The sequence below is a fragment of the uncultured Arenimonas sp. genome (genome assembly GCF_963976025.1).
Classification (GTDB): Bacteria; Pseudomonadota; Gammaproteobacteria; order Xanthomonadales; family Xanthomonadaceae; genus Arenimonas.
In genome coordinates, this window is the sequence record NZ_CAXBJS010000001.1 from 10,828 (window position 1) to 32,797 (window position 21,970).

Below are 21,970 nucleotides of genomic sequence, written 5' to 3' on the forward strand. Positions count from 1 at the left end.
GTCAATCTGCACTTCGCTTTTGGGCTAGGCTCGGTTCACGCCCCCCGCCAAGGTTGCCCCTTGGACAGCCGTTTCAGTTACCGCGCCTTCCTGAGCTACAGCCACGCCGACAAGGCCTGGGCTGACTGGCTGCACCGACGGCTGGAGACCTACCGGCTGCCGGCCGCCATGGTTGGCCGCGAAAGCCCCTCGGGGCCGATACCTGCCCGGCTTGCACCGATCTTCCGCGATCGCGACGAGCTGGCCGCTGCGACCGATTTGTCGACCGAGATCGATGCCGCGCTGGCGCAATCGATGTTCCTGGTGGTGGTCTGCTCGCCGGCGGCGGCCCGTTCGCGCTGGATCGACGAGGAAATCGCCGCCTTCAAGCGCCTGCACGGCGAGGACCGCGTGCGCGCGATCATCGTCGACGGTGAGCCGCTCTCGGGGGACCCGGCCACTGAGTGTTTCCCCGCGTCGCTGCGCGTGCGTTTCAACGCGCGCGGCGAGCGCACGTCCCAGCCCGCCGAGCCGATCGCAGCCGATGCGCGCCGCCAGGGCGACGGCCGGAGGTTCGCATTCCTGAAGCTGGTCGCGGGCCTTTCCGGCGCGCGCCTGGACGAGCTGGTCCGGCGCGAGCAGAAGCGCAGGCACACGCGGCTTGCCGTGCTTTCGACGGCCCTCGCCGCGCTGGTGGTGGTGCTGTCGGCCCTGACCTGGGACGCGCTGCGCCAGCGCAACGCCGCCCGTCTCGCGCAGGCCGAGGCGCAGTTCCAGCGCGACGAGGCGCAAGGCCTGGTCGAGTTCATGCTCACCGACCTTCGCCAGCGCCTGGATGCCGTGGGCCGGCTGGACGTGCTGGAGGCGGTCGGCGAACGACTTTCGGCCACCTACGCCCGCCAGGATCTTTCCCAGCTCGATGCCGACGCCCTGGGGCGTCGCGCGCGGGTCCAACTGCTCCTGGGCGAGATAGAAAGCACCCGCGGCAATCTTGATGCCGCGCTTTCGCAGTACCGGCAGGCCGCGGCAACCACCGGTGAGCTGCTCGCGCGCGAACCAGGTGACCCGCAGCGCATCTACGACCATGCGCAGTCGGTGTTCTGGGTCGGCCAGGTGGCCTGGCAGCGCGGCGAGGCTGATGTCGCCAGACTGCACTTCACGCAGTACCACGACTATGCGCGCCAGCTGGTCGAGCTCGATCCGGACAATGCCGACTGGCAGATGGAGCTCAATTACGGCCTGAGCAACCTTGGCACCCTGGCCATGGACCGTGGCGATGCCGTGGCGGCCGAGCGGCATTTCAGGGAGGCGCTCGAGGTCTCCCGGGCCCTTTCAGACACAGGGCCGGACGATGCCGACCGGATGATAAACACCGGTACCTCGCTGGCCTGGCTGGCCGACGCGCTGTTGCGCCAGGGCAAGCTGGCGCCGGCCGCCGGCTTGCGGGGAGAGGAAATCGCGCTCTACGAGCACTGGCTGGCCGGGCATCCGGCCGATGCCAACGTGCGCCAGCTGCTGGTGGATGCCCGATCCCGGCTGGCGCAGATCCACCTCGGCCTGGGCCTGCCGGACCAGGCCCGCAACGACGCCACGCTGGCCACGGCGCTCGCCGACGCACTGCTCGCCGGCGACCGGGAGAACATCGAATGGGTGGACCGCGCCTCGCTGGCGCATGCCGTCGCAGGCGAAGCCTACCTTCACCTGGGCCAGCACGACCTGGCCCGGGCCTCGCTGCAGCGGGCGATGGGGATCGCCGAGGATTTCGTCGCCGGCAAGGGCGGACTTGAGCGCTCGCGCAGCCTGACCAGCACCCAACCGCGCCTCGTGCTGGCGGCACTTCATGCGCGGGAGGGTCGTGCCTCCGAGGCGCGGTCGATATACGCGGACGTAGCGAACCGCTACCGCGACGACCAGGCCGCGGGCAACAGCCTGTACCCGGTCGCCCGGCGTCGTCTTGCCGAAGCGCTGGCGGGCCAGGTCCGGCTCGCCGGCACCGGCGGGCCGGGCTGGCAGGACGTGGTCGCGCTGCTCGAGCCCGCTCGGGGACGACTGGCCCCTGAGGAAGCGGGGCTGCTGGCGGAGGCCTATGCCCGGACTGGGCGCCTTGAAGAAGGTGCGGCGCTTTTCGCGCCGCTGCATGCCGCAGGCTACCGGCATCCGGATTTCATGGCCGTACTCGACCGGTTTCCTGCGTTGCTAATAGAAACCGGCACGACCGACCTCAACGATCCATCCCAAGGACGAACCAATGACTGACCAAGGCAAGTCGGAGATGGACTCCGCGAACGCGGGGAGAGCCGCCATGGGCCTGCCCGGGCTCATCCTTACGCCAATCGAAGCCGCGGCATTGCCTGCGCACGTCGTGGGCGGGGCCAGCGTGACGCTCTCCCTGCGCGACAACGTGATGTGGTTCTCCGCCGCCGCCGCCGGCTACAACCCACCCAGCGGCCAGACGATGCTGGCGGCCGAAGTGCCGCCGCTGGTTATCCGCACCGATGGCGGTGATATCGACCTCACGGGGTTTCCGCCCGGCGACGTGCAATTGACGGTGCTGATCGACGACAGCGTGTTCAACGGTGGCTACCGGATCCCCGCCGACGCGTGGCAGGCCGTGGCGCTGGCGGCGAATCCCGTGGGTGGCCCGCCCAGTACGCCGGTGTTCGGCCAGGCGAACTGGCCCGCCAACTTCGGGGCGCCCGTGGTGGCAGCCGACCAGCGTTCGGTTACGTGGATCGACACGGAGTCCGACCAGAACGTCTACGAGTACTCCCTGGCGCTCGATGGCCCGAACGGCCGCATCGTCATCGACCCCAAGATCAAGCCCGGCGGAAGCACCAACCGCTGAGATCCCGCGGCAGCGCCTGAAGGAGCAAGAAGATGACGAGCAGCAATCCGAATGAGGTCGGCAGTGTCAACGTCGGCGTCAACCTCAAGGACGGCGTCCTGGGCTTTTCCTACCTGGGCGAGTCCTTCAGGACGCCTGCCGGTGGCGAAGTGTCCGGGATCGTGGCGCAAACCAACGGCGACATCGACCTGTCCAACACCCCGCACGGCGACGTCAGGATCACGGTGTCGCTGGAGGACTCCGCCTACGGCGCCGGCTGCCGGTTTCCGGGCGATCCATGGCAGGCCGTCGCCCTGGCCGCCGCCCCCGCCTCCCAGCCGCCGCCCCAGCCCGTATTCGACCAGGCACGCTGGCCTGCGAACTTCCTGCCGCCGACCGTCTCGGCCGACCGGCGCTCGGTGACCTGGGTGGATCTGGAAGCCGACCAGAAGGTTTACGAATACTCGGTCGCCGTCGACGGGCCCCATGGACGGGTGGTGTTGGATCCAAAGATCAAGCCCGGCGGAAGCACAAACCGCTGAAAGCGAAAGCATGTGCCCGGCTAGTCCGGGGCGACTGCTTCGGGCGACGGCGCCGGCAGCAGCAAGGTGAACACCGTATGCCCCGGCCGCGAGCGGTAGCCCAGCGATCCCCCGTGTTCGCGTGCAACCTGCTGGGCCAGCGGCAGGCCCAGGCCGGTGCCTTCGGCGCGGCCGCTGACCAGGGGCAGGAAGATGCGTTCGGCCAGGTCGTCGGGAACTCCGCGGCCGTCGTCGGCGATTTCCACGCGCAGGGCCAGGCGGTGGCTGGTGTCGCCGATCAGCACGTGGTGTTCGGCGCGGGTGCGCAGCCAGACGTTGGACGCGCCCGATTCAAGCGCATTGCGCACCAGGTTCCACAGCGCCTGCACCAGGCGGTCGGCGTCGCCGGCGAATTCCGGCAGTGACGGATCAAAGTCGCGCACCAGTTTCACGGCCCAGCCGGCTTCGACTTCGGCCAGCTGGCGCACGCGTTCAAGCACGGCGTGGATGTTGGTGGGTTCGAAGTCGCGCGGCGGCGCCGGATTCATCAGGCGGTCCACCAGCGCCGCGAGGCGATCGACTTCGGCGCTGATCAGCTGCACGAGTTCGGTGGACTCTTCGCCTTCGACGCGGCGCGCCAGCAACTGCGCGGCGCCCTTCATGCCGGCCAGCGGGTTGCGGATTTCGTGGGCCAGGCCCTTGAGCGCGGCCGACAGCGCCGCCGGCAGGGCGGTGGCGGGGTCTTCGCCGGGGAATTCGTCGGCCGGATGGGCTTCGAGCCACAGGCCGCCGTCTTCGCCGCGCGCCAGCCACAGGTCGGCAAACCGTTCGCTGCCACCCGGGCTGGCCAGGCGGGCGCGGCGCACGCGCAGGGCGCCGCCGGTGTCGGGCAGGCGCGGCAGCAGTTCGGCCAGGCGGTCGCCTTCGGCGTCGAGTTCGGCCAGGGACAGACCGTGCAGTCGGCGCGCGCTGACGCCCAGCCAGCTGGCGAAGGCGGGCGTGCAGCCGGCGAGCTTGCCTTCGGCGTCCAGCCAGGCGAGCGGCGTGGCCAGTTGGTCCAGGGACGGGGGCGCGGCGGGCGACATGCCCGCAAGCATAGTGGAGCCGGCGGCGACCGCGCTGCCCCTAGCCGACGAAACGCCGCAGCGGCGTGTGCCGCACCAGCAGCTGGTAGCTGAGCAGGCACAGCGCCAGCGTGCCGGCGCTGGCCAGCGCGAACTTCAGCGGCCAGTGCAGTTCAAGGTCCATCAGCAGGTACTGGATGGCGAACAGCAGCGGCAGGTGCAGCAGGTAGGTCCAGTACGCGCTTTGGGCGAGGTAGCGCATCACCGGGTTCGGCCGGTTCAGCAGGCGCTGGCCCGCCAGCAGGCAAGACACGGTCAGCCAGACGCTTAGCAGCGCTTCGAGCGCGGCGACCGGCCAGGAGGCGGTTGGCGTTTCGGAACCCGGAAGTTCAACCCGCAGTCGCCACAGGAACACCAGGTACAGCAGCACGCAGCCGGCGAACAGCCAGGGTGCGAACGGTCGGGCGCGTTGCAGCCAGTCCGGCCGTGCGTGGACCTGCGTGCCCAGTGCGAAGAACGCCCCATAAAAAACCAGCGCCCAGAATTGTGGCAGCAGGCCTTCCGGCGCCGGGTGCGGCGCGCTGACCGTGGCCAGCGCCGGGGCCAGCAACAGTGGCAGCCCCAGCAGCACCCAGGCCGGATGCCGGTCCAGCAGCCACCGGCCCAGGCGACCCAGTTCCAGCGTGCGCGCGACCCAATGCAGGACCGCGAACAGCAGCAGGTAGTAGAGGAACCACAGATGCGCCGTGCCCGGCGGCATTCGCGGCCGATCCGGCAGCAGCATCCAGGCGCGCACCATTTCCAGCAGGGGCGAGGGATGCTGCACGTTCGCCAGCGCCCAGTCGGTGCTCGCCGACAAGGACCACCACACCAACGGCCAGGCAACCAGGAAAGGCAGCAGGATGCGCCGCACGCGCTGGCGGGCCAGCGCCATGCCGCCGCGCCGGCCCAGGATCCAGGCTGCGAAAAATCCCGCCACCAGGAAAAAAAGCGGCATGCGCACCAGGTGCAGTCCCCACGCCGCGACATCCACCCACGCCGACGATTGCCGGTCGGCCAGCGGCCAGAAGTCATGCATCAGCGGGCTGTAGGCCAGGGCCGCATGGAAGAACACGCCGGCCAGCATCGCCAGCGCGCGCAGGTGGTCCATGTAGTGCAGCCGGTCCTGCGTCGCGCTGGCGTCCATGGCGTCAGTAGAACGCCGGCTTGCGCGCGTGCACCCAGGTGGTGACCGCGATCACCGCGAGACTCGCCAGCACCAGGCCCGCCAGAATGCCCAGGGCTTCGGGCGTCCAGACGATGGCGTCCTTGCTGACGCGGTCGTTGATGGCGGGAATCTGCGACATACCCATGATGAAGGGATTGATCAGCACCATCGAACCGATCATCGCGAACGTGGCCCAGCCTTCCGACTCCACCGACATCGCCACCGCCAGGGACACGCTGAAGGCGAACAGGATGTAGGCGTAGATGAGCAGCGAATAGACGAACAGCCCATCGGGCAGCGGCGTGAACAGCACCACCGCCAGCGTGCCGCCGGCAATGATGGCGAAGGGCACGGCGAAGGTGAGCACGTTGCCGGCGATCTTCGCCACCGTGAAATCCAGCGGTGACACCGGCAGGCTCATCACGAAGGCGAGGGTTTTTTCCTTGCGCTCGACCATCAGGGACGTCGAGATCGAGAAGCAGGCAATCGACACCGTGACGATGATCAACATCAGCGAGCCGATGTAGAACGCCCACGGCTTGGCCAGCCCCAGGAAACACAGGGCGACGATGCCGGCCAGCACGTACAGGGCCAGCTGCTTCTGGAACAACTGCCAGTCCTTGGCCACCAGCAGGCGGATCACGGGGGTGTTGAGCGTCATGCCACGTCTCCCGAACGAACGGCGGTGATGAAGATGTCTTCCAGGTTCATCGGGTCGGTGCGCTGTACCTGCAGACCCGTCGCGGCCAGTCGCGCCGGCAGCGTGTCGTTCCAGGCACGTGCCTTGATCTCGACCAGGCTGCCGTTGGCGCGGGCGCTGGCGATTTCAGGCCAGTCGCCGATGTCCGCGGGCAGCGCGCCCTGGCAGACGATACGGCGCCAGCTTTCCAGGAAGCTGTCCTTGTCGGCCGACGCGACCAGGCGGCCCTGGTGCAGGAAGGTGATGGTGTCGGCCAGCTGTTCGATGTCGTGGGTGTTGTGCGATGAGAACAGCACGCTGCGCTGTTCGTCGCGCAGCACGTCGGCCAGGGCTTCAAGCACTTCGATGCGCGCCACGGGATCCAGGCCGGTGGTGGGTTCGTCGAGCAGCAGCAGGCGCGGGCGGCGGGCCAGGCACAGCAGCAGCAGGGCCTTGACCCGCTGGCCGTGCGAGAAGCCGCCCACGGCCTGTTCGGGCCGCACGTCGAAGCGCTTCACCAGCTCGCCGGCGTAGCTTTCGTCCCAACCGGGGTAGATGTTCTTCACCAGGTCCATGTGCCAGCGCAGGCTCTGGCCGCGGTACAGGCGCATGTCTTCGGAGGCGAAGCCGATGTCGCGCTTGGCGGCGACCTGCGCCCCGGGCAGGCGGTGGCCCAGCACCGTGACCTGGCCTTCGTCGGGCGCGGCCAGGCCGGTCAGCAGCCGCAGCAGCGTGGTCTTGCCGGCGCCGTTCGCGCCCACCAGGCCCATGACCTGGCCTTCGGGTAGCTGCAGCGTGATGTCGCGCAACGCGAAGTGCGGGTAGCGCTTGGCGATGCCGGTCAGGGAGAAGGCCGGGGTCATGGCGTGTGTCCTTTCGGGGTGTCGGGGCCGGCCTCGGCCGCGTCTGCGGCAGCGTCGAGGAAGCGGTGCAGGTCGGCGCGGGAAAGGCCCAGGCGCGTGGCGATCGCCAGCAGGGCCTCGAGCTGGCGCTGCAGCTCGTCGTGCATCAGCACGGTGGGCAGGTCGGAACGCTCGGCGACCACCGAACCCTTGCCCTGGCGGGTGGCGATGACGCCGGCGCGCTCGAGCTCTTCGTAGGCGCGGCGCACGGTGATGACGCTGACGTGGCTGGCCGCCGCCAGTTCACGGATGGACGGCAGGGACTGACCGGGCGCCCAGTCGCCGGCCATCACCTTGGCGGTGATCTGGTCGGCGATCTGCTGGTACATCGGCCGGGGGTCACTGGCCGACAGGAAGAGTTCCATGCGCGGAGGCTAACTGTGCTGCTTTGATATGCACAGTATGCACAGTGGATTTACCGCTTATTGGGTGGGCAGCTTGCCCGCGTACAGCGCCACCAGGCTCAGGGTGTCGATCAGGCCGTGTGCCAGAACCAGCGTCCACAGGTTCCTGGACCGCAGGTAGAACAGGCCGAACACCAGGCCGAGGCTGCCCGTGACCAGGATGCCGGTGGGGCCCTGGTAGACGTGGGCCAGGCCGAACAGGCCCGCCTGCACCAGCGCGGCGAGCAGGCCGGCGCCGCGCCCGGCACCGAAAAGTCGCTGCAGCCGCCCCTGCAGGAAGCCGCGGAACAGCAGCTCCTCGCCGATCGCCGCGGTGGTCCAGGCAATGGCCAGCATGCCCAGCAGCGCCGGCAGGTTGCCCTGCACGGCCCCGACCTTGCCGGACACCATCGGCGGCCAGCCCAACACCTGGGTCGCCACCACCGTGGCGGCGATCGCGGCCAGGTAGCCCACGACGGCGATTCCGAGGCCGGCGGCCAGCGTGCGCACCGGGCGCGCGGGGCGGGCCAGGCCCAGCGCGGCCCAGCCTTCGCCCTGCCGGTGCAGGCAGACCACTGCCGTCACCGCGGCCAGGACGACGGCCACGGGACCGGCCAGCGGCAGGCCCAGCATCGGCAGGGTCACGAAGGCGGCAATGAAGACGCAGGCGACGATCAGGAGTTGGCGAATCATGGCGACGGCCTTTTCAGGGGAACGGCGGCAGGTTGCCGGAAGCAAAAGAGAACCGCCCTATACTTTTGCTGCCCCGTCCCGGACAGCCGATTGGCCCACACCCGCGCCCGCGTGAATCCACCCCGGCAGCCCCGCAGCGTGGCCACCCAGGAACGCATCCTGGCCGCCACCGAGGCGCTGCTGGCCGAAGGCGACCCGGACCTGATGACCATGGAACAGGTGGCCGAACGCGCCCACGTTTCCATCGGTGCGATCTACAAACGGTTCCAGGGCAAGTCTTCGCTGCTGCCGCTGGTGCTTGACCGTGTCCACCAGCAGCAGCTCGCCCGCCTGCATGAATTCCTGGGGCAGGAACGCTGGCGCGACGCCGGCCTGTCCGAACGCGTGCATGCCCTGCTTGGCGTATTCGCCGAAAGCCAGGTGGCGCGGCAACGGCTGATCCGCGCCCTGGTGGTGGGCCACTGGCAATCGACCGACCCGGTTCCGCAGGAAGCGCGCGCCGCCGAAGTGATGGGCGCCATGCATGCCTGGCTGTCGGAGCGCACCGATGAAATCACGCATCCGGATCCACGCGGGGCGCTTTCACTGGGCTTGTTCACCACCCTGCAGACGCTGCAGACGGCGATCATGCTCGGCCGCGTGCCGCCGGCGGTGGGGCTGGAGCGTTTCACCGGAGAACTGGCGCGAATGTTCCTGGCCTACCTGGGCGTCACGCACGCGCCCTGAGCCCCTCGCTCAGGATTCGGGCTGCGGCTCCGGCCCGGCCTGGGTGGCAATGATCGCCGCCAGATGTCCCCGCAGTGCTTCGGCATGGTCCAGCAGCCGCTGCTGGTAGTTGCCGTAGGCCGGTGACGCGATGGAAGCAAGGATGTGGCTGATGGGCGCCGCCCAGAAGTTGATCGAGGTGCGGTCGTAGTCCTGCACCTCCAACTGCGGAATCTCGCCGCGTGCGATCGCGGCCTGGCCTTCGGCGGTACACATCGGCGCGAAGTGGTTGGCGCTCCAGGCGCGCTGCAGCTTGTCGCTGTAGAGCACCCAGCGCGCGGGCAGGCGCCAGCCGTCCATGGCGGCGTTGGTCTGGCGGGAGAGCTCGGCCAGCATTGCGTATTCGGTGCGCAGGGCGCCGCAGACCTGGTAGTCATCCACGGTCACCGGCTCCAGCGCGGCGTTGCATTCGCCGGGCAGGGGCAGGGTGGGATCCAGGGCCCGCAAGTCGGCCAGCAGTGCGCCGGCGCCTTCGGCCAGCGATGCCGTCACGATCTTCTCGATCAGCATGCCGTCATTGCGCAGGTGCCTGCGGCTATTGGCGAGCAGCGCGCAGGCTCGTGGCAGCGCGCCGGCGACGTCGCCCTCCAGCGCCTGCAGGGCGATGTCATTGAGCGGCAGGCGCAGCAGGCGGAAGTTCGCCAGCGGGCTGGCCACGTCATGTGGATAGGGATTGAGGAAGTGTCCGGCGGCCAGCGCTTTTTCGGCCAGGGCCAGTCGTTCGGCCTCGGCGTCCAGCCAGGTGCGGACGATGTCTTCCTGGCCGCGCAGTTTGGCGAGGCAGTCTTCATCGCGGAAACCGCAGTCCACGTCGGGTGGCGCCACCGCGGCGCGGGGCGGGTAGCGGGACGCGCTGGGAAGCTGGGGTGGCTGCACGACAACGTCGCCGGTCGTCGCGAAACGTTCGCCGGCGGTGGCATGCCAGGCGATGAAAGCGTCGAGGTCCGCCGCCAGCGCCGCGTCCAGTTCGTCTTCGGGCACCACCAGGTCCGTGTAGGCCAGGTACTTGAAGCCGCTTTCGCCCGCCGGCGCGACCGGCGCGACTTCCATCACCGCCAGCGCTTCGCTTTCTTCATCACCGAAGGCGATCCAGCGCAGCACCTGGACCGTGAGTACGTACCCCACGAGAAGAAACAGCACGGTAAAAAAGAGGCGCTTGAACCATTGGTTCACTGGGTCGCTCCGTCAAAGGCTTCGGGGCAAAGCATGCATCAATCAAGCAACCGGGTCATGTACACGCTGTGCGGATCTTCGCGGTAGTCGGCGAATGGTCCGCAGCGCTGGAAGCCTGCTGACTCGTACAAGCGCAGGGCCGGCAGGAAGGCCGGCGTCGCCCCTGTTTCCAGGCTGACCCGTTCGTAGCCGCGTTCGCGCGCCACGGCCAGCAGGTGGGACAGCATCGTGCGGCCTATTCCTTTGCCTCGGTGGGCGTCGGCCGTGCGCATGGACTTTATTTCGCCGTGCAGCGGCGTCAACTCCTTGAGCGCGCCGCAGCCCAGCAGTAACTCGCCTTCCCAGGCCGTCCAGACGTGAATCCCAGGCTGGCGCAGGCGGTCCAGATCCAGCGCGTGCACGCTGCAGGCCGGCGACATCGTAAGCATTTGCGCGCGATGGCCAGCCAGGAGCTCGCGGACCGGCTGCCGCTCCAGGTCATCAATCTCGATATTCATCGTGGGTCCCGAACGAAGTGCGGCCCGGTTTTACCCGGGCCGCGAACATCAAACGCTGATCCAGTGACGGATCAGACGCCGTAGTACATCTGGTATTCCAGCGGGTGCGTGGCCGCGCGGAACTTGGTCACTTCCTGCATCTTCAGGGCGATGTAGCCGTCGATGAAGTCGTCGGTCATCACGCCGCCGGCCTTGAGGAACTCGCGGTCCTTGTCCAGGGCTTCCAGCGCCTGGTCGAGGCTGTGGCAGACGGTCGGGATGTTCTTCTCTTCTTCCGGCGGCAGGTCGTACAGGTCCTTGTCGCTGGGCGCGCCCGGGTCGATCTTGTTCTTGATGCCGTCCAGGCCGGCCATCATCAGCGCGGTGAAGGTGAGGTAGCCCGACTGGATCGGATCCGGAAAGCGCATTTCGATGCGGCGCGCCTTCGGGTTCGACACGTACGGGATGCGGCACGAAGCCGAGCGGTTGCGCGCGGAGTAAGCCAGCATCACCGGCGCTTCGAAGCCCGGCACCAGGCGCTTGTAGCTGTTGGTGCCCGAGTTGGTGAAGGCGTTGATGGCGCGCGCGTGCTTGAACACGCCGCCGATGTACCACAGCGCCATCTGGCTCAGGCCGCCGTAACCGTCGCCGGTGAACAGGTTGGTGCCGCCCTTGGCCAGGCTCTGGTGCACGTGCATGCCGCTGCCGTTGTCGCCGACCAGCGGCTTGGGCATGAAGGTGGCGGTCTTGCCGTTGCGGTGGGCGACGTTCTTGATGATGTACTTCATCGTCAACAGTTCGTCGGCCTTCTTCACCAGCGAATTGAACTTGGTGCCGATCTCGCACTGGCCCGCGTTCGCCACTTCGTGGTGGTGCACTTCGACTTCGATGCCGGCTTCGGTGAGCACCTTGCACATCTCGGCGCGGATGTCGTGCAGCGTGTCGGTCGGCGCGACCGGGAAGTAGCCGCCCTTCAGGCCCGGGCGGTAGCCGGTGTTGCCGCCTTCGTACTTCTTCTTGCTGTTCCAGTGCGCTTCCTCGGATTCGATCTCGAAGAAGGTGTTGCCCATTTCATTGGCCCAGCGCACCGAATCGAAGATGAAGAACTCGGGCTCGGGACCGAAGAAGGCCTGGTCGGCGACGCCGCTGGCCTTGAGGTAGGCCTCGGCGCGACGGGCGACGCCGCGCGGGCAGCGCGAATAACCCTGCATGGTGGCCGGGTCGAGCACGTCGCAGACCAGGATGATGGTCGGGTCGGCGGTGAAGGGGTCGACCAGCGCGGTTTCCGGATCCGGCAGCAGCACCATGTCGGACTCGTTGATGCCCTTCCAGCCAGAGATCGAGCTGCCGTCGAACATCTTGCCGTCTTCGAACAGCGCCGGCTCGACGATCGAAACCGGATAGGTGACGTGGTGCTGCACGCCGCGCACGTCGGTGAAACGCAGGTCCACGAACTCGATGTCGTGGTCCTTGATGAGCTTTTCGATGTGGCTGTAGGGCATGGAAGGTTTCCTGGCGGGTTTGGGTCTGCTGGGGTAGGTGCAAGGGGCGTGCCAAGTGCATTTCCCCGCCAAGTTCTTGATTGGTAACGCCACCGGGTCCGCCAGGGTTTCCTACTTGCACCATCATGGTGCTCTGGAAAGTAGCATTTCCCTGTGGGAGGGACTTCAGTCCCGAAAAGCACCGGGACTGAAGTCCCTCCCACCGGGGCGGTTATGCTTGGGCGCTTCCAAGACCACCCGGACCGCCGTGACCGACCTGCTGACCGCCCTGCTGCTTGGCATCATCGAGGGCCTGACCGAATTCCTGCCGATCTCCAGCACCGGCCACCTGCTCATTGCCCAGCACTGGCTGGGCGCGCGTTCGGACCTGTTCAACATCAGCATCCAGGCCGGCGCGATCCTGGCGATCACGCTGGTCTATCGCGAACGCCTGCTGGCACTGGCCACCGGCTGGCGGCAGCCGGAAGAGCGCGATTACCTGCTCAAGATCCTCGGCGCCTTCGCGGTGACGGCCGCGGTCGGCCTGCCGGTGCGGCTGCTGGGCTGGGAGCTGCCGGAAACGGTGACGCCCGTGGCCTGGGCGCTGGTGATCGGCGGCGTCTGGATGCTGGTGGCCGAACGCCTGGGCGAACGCGGCCCGCCCAGCAGCCAGGTGACCTGGGCGATCGTGGTGGCGGTGGGCCTGGCCCAGGTGCTGGCCGGCGTATTTCCCGGCACCTCGCGCTCGGCGGCGGCGATCTTCATGGCCATGCTGCTGGGCCTGAACCGCAAGCCAGCCGCAGCGGAGTTCGTGTTCCTGGTGGGCATTCCCACCATGTTCGCCGCCAGCGGCTACGCGCTGATGGAAACCGTGCTTGAAGGCGAGGCCGGCGACGAGGACTGGGCCAGTCTGGCCGTGGCCTTCGTGGCCGCGACGATCACCGGCTTCGCCGCGGTGCGCTGGCTGCTGGCCTACATCGCCAACCACCGCTTCACGCCCTTCGCCTGGTACCGCATCGGCCTGGGCGCGGCGCTGCTGCTGGGCCTGCCGGCGGGCGGCTGAGCACCCGCCGCGGCCCTGGCCGCGGTTTATTCGGCCGGGTAGCCCAGGCGTGCGGCCACCGGCGCGAGCAGGGCGAACTCTTCGGCCAGGCTTTCGCGGTAGTGGCGCCAATGGCCGGCCGGCAGGCGCTGGCCGGGGCCGAACACGCCCGGCAGCGGGCTTTCCAGGCCCAGGGCCTGTTCGATGCGCTGCGCGGCTTCGCCGGCGTCGGCGTCCAGGCGCACCAGGTCGATGCGGCCCGAGACTTCGGCTTCGTCGGCCACGGCCTCCAGCACATCCGCCAGCCACTGCGCCGAACGGCTGATTTCCGGCAGGAAGTGATAGTTCTGCAGGCTGCCGTGCAGCATCCAGTTCAGCAGCGCGTCGCGCGGGTCGGTCAGCAGCACCAGCACCTTGGCGCCGCCCAGGGTGGCGAAGGTGTAGGCGTCCACGTGCGGCAGCCAGTCGCGTGATTCGGCCGGGTCCAGGCCGGCGGCACGCAGCGAGGCTTCCCAGCGCGACGCGGTGCCGGCTTCCGGGTGGCCCGGGGCGCGACGGCGAACGCCGTAGCCGTCGCCGTCGGCTTCGCTGCCGATGCGGTCCAGGCGCAGCTTCGGGCCCAGCTGGGACTTGGCCTGGCGCAGCACGAACTCGGCGCGCACGCCCGGCGGCGACCACAGCAGCATGCCGTCGATCTTGCCGGCGGGCGCTTCACCGGCCGGCACCGCCGGCGGCGGCAGGACCTGGCCAGGCACCGGCAGGCGCACCATCTCGCGCCAGACCTCGGCGGCTTCGGCGTGGCGACCCAGGGCGTCGAGCGACAGGCCGCGCCAGCTGAGCAGGGTGCGCCGGGCCGGGCCGTCCTTGGCCTGCGCCAGCAGGCGTTCGGCGCGGGCCAGAGACAGGGCCGGGTCGTCGCGGAATTCGGCGCGCAGCTTGTGCAGGTTGGCGGTGTAGAGCTCGGGATTGATCGCCAGCGCCTGGTCGGCGTACTGGCCGGCCTGTTCGGGCTGGCCCTGGGCGTCGTGGTAGGCACTGAGCATTTCCAGGCAGGCCGCCGACTGCGGCATGGCCTTGAACCAGCGGTCGAGCACGGGCTTGGCTTCTTCGCCCAGCATGCCGGCCACGTTCAGGCGCACCTTCCACAGTTCGTCCTGGTCGGGGGCCTTCTCCAGCGCGGCTTCGGCGCGGACCTTGGCTTCGTCCGGGCGGCCGCCGCGCACCAGCAGCGCCACGGCCTGGGCCAGCACCGGCGCCTGGGTCGGGTGGGCGTCGAGCACGGCGCACAGGTCGGCCACGGCGTCGGCGTCGCGGCCGTAGTCGATAAGCAGTTCGGAACGCAGCACGCGGGCCATCGGGTCGGCCGGCGCGATGGCGATCAGCTCGTCCAGGGTGGCCAGGGTTTCTTCGGCCTTGCCCTGGCGGCGGCGGGCTTCGACCAGCGCGCGCAGGGTGGTCGGGGCGCGCGAATTGTCCAGGCGCAGGGCGTTGACCAGCGCCTGTTCGGCGAAGGGCCACATGCCACGCGACAGGTAGGCCTGGCCCAGGGCCAGCTGGGCGGCGGCGAGGTTGGGGTCGGCTTCGGCGGCGGCGGTGAAACACTTCAGCGCCTTGTCGCCGTCGCCCTGGGCCTGGGCCACGTAACCTTCGATGACGCGCACCTGCGGGTGCTCGGCGTTCACGCGCTGGGCCAGGCGCAGGTTGCGCTCGGCCTCGGCCCGGTCGCCGCGGCCCAGGGCCAGGTGGGCCAGCAGCACGTAGGCGCCCAGCTGGTTCGGGTCCAGCACCAGGGCGTCCTGCAGGCCACGGATGGCGCCGGCGGCGTCGCCTTCGGCCAGCTTCAGGGTGGCCAGGCTGAAATGGTGGGCCGCGACGTCGGGGGCCAGTTCAAGCGCGCGCTCGAAGCCCTGGCGGGCACCGGCCAGGTCGCCCTTCTGCTGCAGGCACACGCCCAGCAGGTGGTGGGCGGAGGCGTTGTCGGGCTCGGCGGCGAGGGTGTCGCGGGCGGCGGCCAGCGCGGCGGCGATGTCGCCACGGCGCATGGCTTCGATGATGTCGACGATCATGAGGGAGTCTTCAGGCAGGCGCGGAAACGACCATTGTAGCCGCCCCGGCCTCCCGGGCCGCTTCTTCCAGCCGGTCGGCGACCCAGCGTTCGCCGTAGCCGCCCAGGTGCAGGCCCTCGAGGAAGCCGCAGTGGCCGCCGAAATCGGCGATTTCCAGGCGCGAATGGGCCGGCAGCTGCAGGCCCGGGAAACCGTCGACGGGGATCACCGGGTCGTCGGCCGCGGCCAGCACGCTCACCGGCACCTGCAGGGCAGCCAGGCGGCCGCCGGACACCGAATAGCCTTCGAAGTAGTCATCGATGCCGGCCAGGGTGGTGTGGCGCTTGACCATCCAGCCGGTCAGCGCGCGCATGTCCATGGCCAGCACGTCGTCGCCGAAGTCGTGCAGCTCGGGAAACAGCTGGCGCTTGCGCTGCAGCGACCGGCGCCATTTCTTCATGAAGTACCAGTGGTAGAACCGCGGCCCGCCTTCGAGCGTGCGCAGCACCGCCGCCGGGTCGATGGCCGGGCACACGGCCGCGGCGTGCACCAGCGGCACGCCGGCGCCCGGGGCCGCCAGCGCCAGGCGCAGCGCGAAGTTGCCGCCCAGGGAATAACCCGCCGCCAGCAGCGGCCGGGCCGGGAAGCGCCGGGAGACTTCGCCCGCCGCCTGCACCACTTCGGCCAGGCGGCAGGAGTGGAACAGGTCGGGGTTCAGATGATGGGTGTCGCCATGGTCGCGGAAGTTGAGCCGGAACACGTCGAAGCCGCGCGCCAGCATGGTGGCGGCGGTATGGCGCATGTAGCTCGAGTCGGCGCTGCCTTCCCAGCCGTGCAGCAGCAGCACCAGGCCACGCGGGTCGCGGCCCGGCAGGGCGCTGTGGAAACCCTGCAGGCGCACGCCGTCTTCGACTTCCACCAGGTGTTCGGTGGTGACTGCGCCCAGCCGGCGCAGGGCGCGTTCGCCGGCGGCGCGGCGCAGCGTGGTCGAGCCCAGCAGCGACTGCAGGTGCGGGTTGCGCAGCCAGCGCGGCGGGCGGTAGCCGACCGACCGGGTCATGCCTTCAGCCCGCCATGGCCGCGATGATGCGCGCGCGGCAGGTGTCGGCCATGCGCCGCCGGCCGTCTTCGCTGGCGGCCACGGGTTCCAGGAAGTGCACTTCCGCCACCCGGGCGGGTTCGCCGAGCAGGCGCACGAAGTTCTGGAAGAAGTTCTCGCGCTCACCGAAGGCGATGATGGTCTGGGCGTTGCCGCGCAGGCCGTACTTGAGCGCCACCGGCTGCGCCGGCACGCCGGCCAGCACCGCCGGCTGGAAGATGCGCGCGTGGAAGGTGGCGATGGCGTCGCCGCGGGTGGTGCGGCCTTCCGGGAACACGCCCACCGACAGGCCCTGTTCCAGCCGCTGCACCATCTGGTGCATCACCCCGTGCAGCGAATCGTTGCTGCCGCGGTGGTGGTAGATGGTGCCGCCGCGGCTGGCCAGCCAGCCCACCAGCGGCCAGCGGGCGATTTCGGCCTTGGCCACGAAGCCCATCATGCGCTGGCTGTGCATCAGTTCGATGTCGATCCAGCTGACATGGTTGGCCACGAACATCACCGCGCCCGGCAGCGGCGTGCCGTAGCGGCGCAGGCGGAAGCCGAAGATCCGCATCAGCGTGCCCGACCAAAGGCGCACGGCCAGGTGGTCGAGGCGTTCGCCGCGCACGTCGATGCGCGCGCTGATCGGATTGATAAGCAGCAGCGTGATTGGCAGCCCCACCAGCAGGTGCAGCACCAGGAACGGGAATCGCCAGAGGTAGCGCAGCGGCCGGCGCCAGTCGCGCGACGGGCGGGTCGCTTCAGTGATTACGGACATTGCCGGCATTGTGCCGCAAGCGGGGCCCGGCGACACCCGACGCAGCGGTACGCTGCGTTCAGCGGCCGATGACGGCGCCGGTCATGCGCGAAATGCAGACCAGGCGGCCCCTGTCGTCTTCGATGCGGATTTCCCAGACCTGGGTGGCGCGGCCCAGGTGGATCGGGCGCGCGGTGCCGGTGACTTGGCCTTCGGTGACGGCCTTGATGTGGTTGGCGTTGATTTCCAGGCCCGCCAGCTGCTGGCCCGAGTCCGGATCCAGGCACAGGTAACCGCCCAGGCTGGCCAGGGTTTCGGCCAGCAACACCGAGGAGCCGCCGTGCAGCAGGCCAAAGGGCTGTTTGGTGCGCGCGTCCACGGGCATGGTGGCGCGCAGGAAGTCGGGACCGTGTTCGGTCAGCACGATGCCCAGGTTGCCCGGCGCGGTGCCGGGCAACAGGGCATTGAGAGCATCGACGCCGGGCCGCTGGCGGAACGGGTCGGTCACGCGCTTGCCAGGCTCAGCGGACGCGCAGCATGCCCGGGCGGTAGGCCGAGGTGTAGCCGCGGCGCGCGTAACCCGAGCTGTCGCCGTAGCCACCGCCCAGTTCGCGGTTGCGGCGGCGGTGCATGCGGTCGACGAGTTCGTCGCGGCGGGCTTCGAGCCAGTCGGCGCGACCGGCCTTGGCCGGGTCCAGGCCGCGGCGCTCGGCCTCGCCCTGGCGGAACTCGCAGAATTCGTCGTAGGCGTCGAGCTCGTGCTTGAGGTCCTTGACGCACATTTCGATGGCGATGGCGTCGTCGAAGTAACCCAGCACCGGCACGCTGTCCGGGATGACGTCGGCCGGGTCGGCGAAATAGACCAAGGCCGACAGCACGCGCTGCCTGTCTTCTTCGGGCAGGTGCCAGCCATCGTCGCGCAGCATGGCGATCATGGCGTCCAGGCGGTCCAGGCGCTCATTGATGAAGTCCGGCAGGTCGGCGATGTTGGCGCCCTTGAGCAGCCCGGCCGCGGCGTTGATGATTTCGTCGGCGGACTTGTTGCCGGCCGACGCGCGCGCCGTTTCCATGGCCTTCGTGAAGTGGGCGAGGTCGCGGTCGGAGAGTTCGAAGCTGATCGAAAGGGGCATGCGGGCGATTCCGGCAGACGTTTACAGGAACGCGCAGCCTAGGCCGGGCCGCCAGCAGCGTCAATCGAACGCAGTGGCGGGTGGATCCGGCCAGGCTGGCGGGCGGGTCAGAGAATGGGCACCAGGCCGGCGCCAAAGGCCGTCAGGATGCGGGTGTAGACGGTTTTCAGGGGCAGGTCGACCTCCGGAAAGGCGCCCACGTCCTGGTAACAGGTGTAGAAGCGCGGGTCTTCGGGCGGCAGCGGGTTGCAGCCTTCACGCAGCTCGAAGCTGCTGGCGTAGGGGAAGGGCCAGATGTCGAAGATCGGCAGCTTTTCCGACAATTTGCCCAGGCTGTAGTTCAGGCCCGACAGCACCGGCGGCTTTTCCTGGCGGGCGATGGTCCAGGCATTGGCCGGGATCATGTCGCGCTGGATGCTGGCGCGCAGGGCCCCGGCGAACTGGCTGTCGTGAACGACCACCATCGATTCGGTGTTGAGCTTGTCCGAGCGCGGGTCGAAGTTGTGGCTGCCGACCACGCCGATGCGGTCGTCCACGACGATGGACTTGGCGTGCAGGCCCACCCGCACGCCGGCGCGCTTGAGCGGCACCGGCCCCGAGGCCGAGCCGGACGAGCCGGAGCCGAAGATCGGCAGCGCGGCCTCACGGGGACCCAGCACGCCGGTGGCCGCGACATCGATCGGTGCGTCCTCGGGATAGGGCTTGTACTCGAAGATCTGGAAGCCCAGCTCGCGCAGGTACAGGCGCTTGTACTTGTGGCTCATCGCGTAAACGGGGAAGGCGTCGGTCGCGGCCAGGGAATTGGTCGAAACGATGACCTCGGGCGCGTCGGTGCGCGCGTGCATTTCCCGGAACAGCTTGCGCGCCGGCCGCGACAGCACCAGGTAGGGCGTCTGCATGACCAGTTCGTCGCGGGAGGAATCGACCAGGTCGCGCATGGCCCGCGAGGCATCCTCGTGCGCGGGCTGTTCGCCGATGTGCTTTTCCGGCAGGTCGGCGAAAAATTCGACCTGGCCCACGGGCAGGGTCAGCGGCGCCAGGCGTTCGTACACGGCGGCGCCGTCGGTGACGGCCTCGGCCATGGCCAGCACCCGCGGTGAACGCTCGCGGGCGGGGTCGAGCAGTCGGTGCGCGGGCACCCCGCCCTCGCGGATCAGGCGCTCGGCAACGTCCTTGAGCGTATGCGCCGGGTGGCTTTGTTCAAAGGTCCAGAAGGCCTCGAAGTTTTCCTTCATGGCCGCGGCGATCGGGCCGGCGACGAGGATGTCGCGGTCGCGGTAGTTGTAACTTTCGCCCCAGTCGAAATAGCGGTCCTGGATGTTGCGGCCGCCGGTGACCCCGACCGTGCCGTCCACCAGCAGCAGCTTGGTGTGCATGCGTCGGTTGAACTTGCGGAAGCAGCAGACGATGCCGGCCGCGTACTGCAGGGGCTGGGTCTTGGCTTCGCCGAAGGTCGGGTTGTACAGGCGCAGCTCGAAATTGGGATGGGCGCCGGCCAGCGCGGCCTGCAGGCCGGGGTCGGGCAGGCCGTAGAGCTGGTCGAGCAGCAGGCGCACCTTCACGCCGCGGCGCGCAGCGGCCAGCAGCTCGTCGAGCACCAGCAGGCCGGAGTCGTCGACGTCGTAGATGAAACTTTGCAGGTCGATGTTTTCGCGCGCGGCACGGATAAGGTGCAGGCGGGCGATCAGGCCGTCCTGGCCGCGGTCGAGCAACGTGACGTAGTGGTGCGGCGCCTCGGCGGTGGACGCGGCAATCGCCTCGCCGCCCAGGGCGAGCAGGGGCGAAGCCACCGGGCGGCAGGCCGGGTCGTTGCCGTCGCGGCAGTCGCGGGCGGCAGCGTGGCCGGATTCGACGATATCGGTGGCGGCACGCAGGTCGCTGCGGCTGAGCGTGGCGCAGCCGGAGGCGAACAGGACCAGGAGCAGCGGCAGGGCCAGGCGGGGGGACATGGCGGTCTCAGGGTTGCCGGAGGCGGACGTGGAAGTCGAAGCCTACCTCGTCGCGCAGCCAGACCCGGTAGGCCTCCATGCCGAAGTCGCGCCGGCTGACCTGCCCGGCCACGGGGATGTCGCAATCGTAGCCGGGGTTTTCGCAGGCCGAAGGCGCCACCTGGAAGGCCACCGGACGGGCCACGCCGCGCAGTTCGACGGTGCCGGCCAGGGTGCCGCCCTTGCGCACCAGTTCGGGCGCGAAAGGTTCGGAGCGGAAGTGGATCCAGCGATGGGCCTCGACGTCCAGGAACTTGGGCGAGCGCATCGAACGGCCCATCCAGGCCGGGCCGTCGAGTACCAGGCTGCGGGCGTCCAGACGCACCGACACCTGCAGGCGCTCGTCCTCGAGCCGGTCTATGCGCCCTTCCATGGCCTGGAAATCGCCCCGCACGCGGCCGCCCAGGCGCAGGTCCACCTCGATGCCCGCGCGCGAGGCGGCGGCATCTATAAGCGGGGAATCTTCCGGGCCGATCGCCAGCGACCAGCCGGGCAGCCAGAGGCCGGCCACCAGGGCCAGGCCGGCGCCAGCCGGACCGGGTTTCATTGGCTCAGGGCCACCAGAAGGCGGCGATTCGGGCGATACCGGGTTCGAGCGTGGCTTCGTCGGGCAGGGTCAGCACGGCCACGCCGCCGGCGGGCATGCCGCGGAAGTCGCCGGACTGGCCCGATGCCAGCAGGGCGGCCAGCTGCTCGAAGCCGGGGTTGTGGCCGATCATCAGCAGCCGGGCGACGTCGTTGTTTTCGTCGGCGATTTGGATAAGCCGGCCCGGGGTGGCGTCGTAGATGCGGTCTTCCTGCCGGCACTCGAAGTAGCCCAGCGAGGCCATGACCGTCTCGCAGGTTTCGCGGGTGCGCCGGGCCGGCGACACCAGCACGCGGTCGGGCAGGTAGCCATGTTCCTTGAGCCAGCGGCCGGCGGCCTCGGCTTCGGCCTGGCCCTGGAGGGACAGCGGCCGGTCGAGGTCGTCCTGGCCCGGGGCGGGCGGTTCAGCGTGGGCGTGGCGCAGCAGGATCAGTTCGCGCATGACGTTCCTTGTCGGTCAGAGGGCTTTCTTGAGCCAGCGCAGCAGCGGAGCCCAGTCTTCCTGATGGCTTCGCACCTGCTCGGAGTGGTAGTCGAATACGGATTTGCCCAGGCCGGCCAGCAGCACGTAGGCCTGGGTGTCGCGCAGCTGGGCGACCAGCGGGTAGGGCCAGGCCTGCAGCTGGGCCATGGCCTGCTGGGAGGCGCTGGTCCAGGGCTTGAGGCGGTTGCCGACCAGGCCCACGGGCAGCTTGCCCTTTTTCACCCGCGGGTGGGTGACCAGGCTGTCGAGGAAGGGCACGGTGGCCTCGATGTCGATCGCCGAAGGCAGCACCGGCACCACGACGGCGTCGGCGCGGTCCAGGAAGTCCTTGAGGTCGTCGCCCATGGCGCCGGCGGGCGCATCGACCACCAGCCGGGCGATGCCGTCGGGCAGGTGTTTGTCCCAGTTGCGCCGGCAGCCGTCGAGCGGCAGCACCGCGGATTCGAGGTGGGCGCGCTTCTCGCACCAGTGGGTCGAGGATTTTTGCTTGTCGGCGTCGAGGATGGCCGTGGCCTTGCCATCGAGCGCGAAATACGCGGCCAGGTTGGTGGCGACCGTGGACTTGCCGGCGCCGCCTTTCGAACTTGCGACCAGGATCGTGCGCATCAACGGGACTCCGCTGCGGGACGAAGCTCCACTCTACCCCGGCCGGCACGGCCTGGGAACGGCGGCCGAGCAGAAACTCTAGACGAGTGTGTGAGGTTGAACGAATC

23 protein-coding genes are annotated in these 21,970 nt (G+C 69.2%); 5 read left to right on the top strand and 18 right to left on the bottom strand.

Annotated elements, in window-relative coordinates:
• The first annotated feature begins 60 nt into the window (after positions 1–60).
• The 3 genes from AACZ35_RS00060 to AACZ35_RS00070 are packed head-to-tail and all read left to right on the top strand — an operon-like array spanning position 61 to position 3,345.
• On the top strand, positions 61–2,235 hold the full coding sequence (locus tag AACZ35_RS00060; RefSeq protein WP_339824507.1) for a TIR domain-containing protein: 2,175 nt from the start codon (positions 61–63) through the stop codon (positions 2,233–2,235).
• Positions 2,228–2,824: a hypothetical protein gene (locus AACZ35_RS00065; protein WP_339824508.1), complete on the top strand. Its 597-nt coding sequence runs from the start codon at positions 2,228–2,230 to the stop codon at positions 2,822–2,824. Before AACZ35_RS00060 ends, AACZ35_RS00065 begins: the two co-directional genes overlap by 8 nt.
• A 32-nt stretch (positions 2,825–2,856) precedes the next feature.
• A complete protein-coding gene (locus AACZ35_RS00070) occupies positions 2,857–3,345 on the top strand; it encodes a hypothetical protein (RefSeq protein ID WP_339824509.1) in 489 nt (162 codons plus the stop codon).
• A gap of 20 nt (positions 3,346–3,365) precedes the next feature.
• Here AACZ35_RS00070 and AACZ35_RS00075 read toward each other — a convergent pair whose 3' ends face one another.
• Genes AACZ35_RS00075 through AACZ35_RS00100 form a run of 6 tightly spaced genes read right to left on the bottom strand, consistent with a single transcriptional unit; the run spans position 3,366 to position 8,252 of the window.
• Entirely contained in the window at positions 3,366–4,409 is a 1,044-nt protein-coding gene (locus tag AACZ35_RS00075; RefSeq protein ID WP_339824511.1) for an ATP-binding protein, read from the bottom strand.
• A 40-nt stretch (positions 4,410–4,449) separates the two neighbouring features.
• Entirely contained in the window at positions 4,450–5,574 is a 1,125-nt protein-coding gene (locus AACZ35_RS00080; RefSeq protein WP_339824512.1) for an acyltransferase family protein, read from the bottom strand.
• 4 nt (positions 5,575–5,578) lie between these two features.
• On the bottom strand, positions 5,579–6,256 hold the full coding sequence (locus AACZ35_RS00085; protein WP_339824514.1) for a hypothetical protein: 678 nt from the start codon (positions 6,254–6,256) through the stop codon (positions 5,579–5,581).
• The gene (locus AACZ35_RS00090) at positions 6,253–7,137 is read right to left on the bottom strand and encodes an ABC transporter ATP-binding protein (protein WP_339824516.1); all 885 of its coding nucleotides are present in this window, start codon (positions 7,135–7,137) and stop codon (positions 6,253–6,255) included. Before AACZ35_RS00090 ends, AACZ35_RS00085 begins: the two co-directional genes overlap by 4 nt.
• A complete protein-coding gene (locus tag AACZ35_RS00095; protein WP_339824519.1) occupies positions 7,134–7,541 on the bottom strand; it encodes a GntR family transcriptional regulator in 408 nt (135 codons plus the stop codon). The genes AACZ35_RS00090 and AACZ35_RS00095 overlap by 4 nt, the downstream gene beginning before the upstream one ends.
• Before the next feature lie 57 nt (positions 7,542–7,598).
• Positions 7,599–8,252 (bottom strand): CPBP family intramembrane glutamic endopeptidase, encoded by a 654-nt coding sequence (locus AACZ35_RS00100; RefSeq protein WP_339824522.1) that lies wholly within the window; start codon positions 8,250–8,252, stop codon positions 7,599–7,601.
• A gap of 111 nt (positions 8,253–8,363) precedes the next feature.
• On the opposite strand from AACZ35_RS00100, the gene AACZ35_RS00105 reads away from it, so the two are divergent.
• The gene (locus AACZ35_RS00105) at positions 8,364–8,978 is read left to right on the top strand and encodes a TetR/AcrR family transcriptional regulator (protein ID WP_339824525.1); all 615 of its coding nucleotides are present in this window, start codon (positions 8,364–8,366) and stop codon (positions 8,976–8,978) included.
• Positions 8,979–8,987: 9 nt separating this feature from the next.
• On the opposite strand, the gene AACZ35_RS00110 is transcribed toward AACZ35_RS00105, so the two are convergent.
• The 3 genes from AACZ35_RS00110 to glnA form a co-directional block, all read right to left on the bottom strand.
• On the bottom strand, positions 8,988–10,190 hold the full coding sequence (locus AACZ35_RS00110) for a hypothetical protein (RefSeq protein WP_339824527.1): 1,203 nt from the start codon (positions 10,188–10,190) through the stop codon (positions 8,988–8,990).
• 38 nt (positions 10,191–10,228) lie between these two features.
• Positions 10,229–10,687: a GNAT family N-acetyltransferase gene (locus AACZ35_RS00115; RefSeq protein WP_339824530.1), complete on the bottom strand. Its 459-nt coding sequence runs from the start codon at positions 10,685–10,687 to the stop codon at positions 10,229–10,231.
• Positions 10,688–10,758: 71 nt separating this feature from the next.
• Positions 10,759–12,168 (bottom strand): type I glutamate--ammonia ligase, encoded by a 1,410-nt coding sequence (glnA, locus tag AACZ35_RS00120; RefSeq protein WP_339824532.1) that lies wholly within the window; start codon positions 12,166–12,168, stop codon positions 10,759–10,761.
• A gap of 247 nt (positions 12,169–12,415) precedes the next feature.
• On the opposite strand from glnA, the gene AACZ35_RS00125 reads away from it, so the two are divergent.
• Positions 12,416–13,210: an undecaprenyl-diphosphate phosphatase gene (locus AACZ35_RS00125; RefSeq protein WP_339824535.1), complete on the top strand. Its 795-nt coding sequence runs from the start codon at positions 12,416–12,418 to the stop codon at positions 13,208–13,210.
• A 26-nt stretch (positions 13,211–13,236) separates the two neighbouring features.
• Here AACZ35_RS00125 and AACZ35_RS00130 read toward each other — a convergent pair whose 3' ends face one another.
• The 9 genes from AACZ35_RS00130 to AACZ35_RS00170 form a co-directional block, all read right to left on the bottom strand.
• The gene (locus AACZ35_RS00130) at positions 13,237–15,255 is read right to left on the bottom strand and encodes a tetratricopeptide repeat protein (RefSeq protein WP_339824537.1); all 2,019 of its coding nucleotides are present in this window, start codon (positions 15,253–15,255) and stop codon (positions 13,237–13,239) included.
• Positions 15,256–15,265: 10 nt separating this feature from the next.
• Complete coding sequence (locus AACZ35_RS00135; protein ID WP_339824540.1) at positions 15,266–16,294, bottom strand: alpha/beta fold hydrolase; 1,029 nt, start codon at positions 16,292–16,294, stop codon at positions 15,266–15,268.
• 4 nt (positions 16,295–16,298) lie between these two features.
• Positions 16,299–17,090: a lysophospholipid acyltransferase family protein gene (locus tag AACZ35_RS00140; RefSeq protein ID WP_339824543.1), complete on the bottom strand. Its 792-nt coding sequence runs from the start codon at positions 17,088–17,090 to the stop codon at positions 16,299–16,301.
• A gap of 58 nt (positions 17,091–17,148) precedes the next feature.
• On the bottom strand, positions 17,149–17,529 hold the full coding sequence (locus AACZ35_RS00145; protein ID WP_339824580.1) for a hotdog fold thioesterase: 381 nt from the start codon (positions 17,527–17,529) through the stop codon (positions 17,149–17,151).
• Positions 17,530–17,590: 61 nt separating this feature from the next.
• Entirely contained in the window at positions 17,591–18,199 is a 609-nt protein-coding gene (locus tag AACZ35_RS00150; RefSeq protein ID WP_339824546.1) for a YkvA family protein, read from the bottom strand.
• Between the two features lie 107 nt (positions 18,200–18,306).
• Complete coding sequence (locus AACZ35_RS00155) at positions 18,307–20,148, bottom strand: phospholipase D family protein (RefSeq protein WP_339824548.1); 1,842 nt, start codon at positions 20,146–20,148, stop codon at positions 18,307–18,309.
• A 7-nt stretch (positions 20,149–20,155) separates the two neighbouring features.
• The gene (locus AACZ35_RS00160; RefSeq protein WP_339824550.1) at positions 20,156–20,734 is read right to left on the bottom strand and encodes a YceI family protein; all 579 of its coding nucleotides are present in this window, start codon (positions 20,732–20,734) and stop codon (positions 20,156–20,158) included.
• Positions 20,735–20,738: 4 nt separating this feature from the next.
• Positions 20,739–21,215, bottom strand: a complete 477-nt coding sequence (locus tag AACZ35_RS00165) for a histidine phosphatase family protein (protein ID WP_339824552.1) — start codon at positions 21,213–21,215, stop codon at positions 20,739–20,741.
• A 15-nt stretch (positions 21,216–21,230) separates the two neighbouring features.
• Complete coding sequence (locus tag AACZ35_RS00170) at positions 21,231–21,863, bottom strand: ParA family protein (RefSeq protein ID WP_339824554.1); 633 nt, start codon at positions 21,861–21,863, stop codon at positions 21,231–21,233.
• Positions 21,864–21,970 lie beyond the last annotated feature (107 nt).

What these genes read in the sequence shown, in the direction of transcription:
- glnA (WP_339824532.1), bottom strand. Translation starts at nt 12,168, where the DNA reads ATGCCCTACAGCCACATCGAAAAGCTCATCAAGGACCACGACATCGAG.
- AACZ35_RS00170 (WP_339824554.1), bottom strand. Translation starts at nt 21,863, where the DNA reads ATGCGCACGATCCTGGTCGCAAGTTCGAAAGGCGGCGCCGGCAAGTCC.
- AACZ35_RS00130 (WP_339824537.1), bottom strand. Translation starts at nt 15,255, where the DNA reads ATGATCGTCGACATCATCGAAGCCATGCGCCGTGGCGACATCGCCGCC.
- AACZ35_RS00150 (WP_339824546.1), bottom strand. Translation starts at nt 18,199, where the DNA reads ATGCCCCTTTCGATCAGCTTCGAACTCTCCGACCGCGACCTCGCCCAC.
- AACZ35_RS00165 (WP_339824552.1), bottom strand. Translation starts at nt 21,215, where the DNA reads ATGCGCGAACTGATCCTGCTGCGCCACGCCCACGCTGAACCGCCCGCC.
- AACZ35_RS00095 (WP_339824519.1), bottom strand. Translation starts at nt 7,541, where the DNA reads ATGGAACTCTTCCTGTCGGCCAGTGACCCCCGGCCGATGTACCAGCAG.
- AACZ35_RS00115 (WP_339824530.1), bottom strand. Translation starts at nt 10,687, where the DNA reads ATGAATATCGAGATTGATGACCTGGAGCGGCAGCCGGTCCGCGAGCTC.
- AACZ35_RS00135 (WP_339824540.1), bottom strand. Translation starts at nt 16,294, where the DNA reads ATGACCCGGTCGGTCGGCTACCGCCCGCCGCGCTGGCTGCGCAACCCG.
- AACZ35_RS00160 (WP_339824550.1), bottom strand. Translation starts at nt 20,734, where the DNA reads ATGAAACCCGGTCCGGCTGGCGCCGGCCTGGCCCTGGTGGCCGGCCTC.
- AACZ35_RS00090 (WP_339824516.1), bottom strand. Translation starts at nt 7,137, where the DNA reads ATGACCCCGGCCTTCTCCCTGACCGGCATCGCCAAGCGCTACCCGCAC.
- AACZ35_RS00085 (WP_339824514.1), bottom strand. Translation starts at nt 6,256, where the DNA reads ATGACGCTCAACACCCCCGTGATCCGCCTGCTGGTGGCCAAGGACTGG.
- AACZ35_RS00100 (WP_339824522.1), bottom strand. Translation starts at nt 8,252, where the DNA reads ATGATTCGCCAACTCCTGATCGTCGCCTGCGTCTTCATTGCCGCCTTC.
- AACZ35_RS00140 (WP_339824543.1), bottom strand. Translation starts at nt 17,090, where the DNA reads ATGTCCGTAATCACTGAAGCGACCCGCCCGTCGCGCGACTGGCGCCGG.
- AACZ35_RS00080 (WP_339824512.1), bottom strand. Translation starts at nt 5,574, where the DNA reads ATGGACGCCAGCGCGACGCAGGACCGGCTGCACTACATGGACCACCTG.
- AACZ35_RS00070 (WP_339824509.1), top strand. Translation starts at nt 2,857, where the DNA reads ATGACGAGCAGCAATCCGAATGAGGTCGGCAGTGTCAACGTCGGCGTC.
- AACZ35_RS00075 (WP_339824511.1), bottom strand. Translation starts at nt 4,409, where the DNA reads ATGTCGCCCGCCGCGCCCCCGTCCCTGGACCAACTGGCCACGCCGCTC.
- AACZ35_RS00155 (WP_339824548.1), bottom strand. Translation starts at nt 20,148, where the DNA reads ATGTCCCCCCGCCTGGCCCTGCCGCTGCTCCTGGTCCTGTTCGCCTCC.
- AACZ35_RS00065 (WP_339824508.1), top strand. Translation starts at nt 2,228, where the DNA reads ATGACTGACCAAGGCAAGTCGGAGATGGACTCCGCGAACGCGGGGAGA.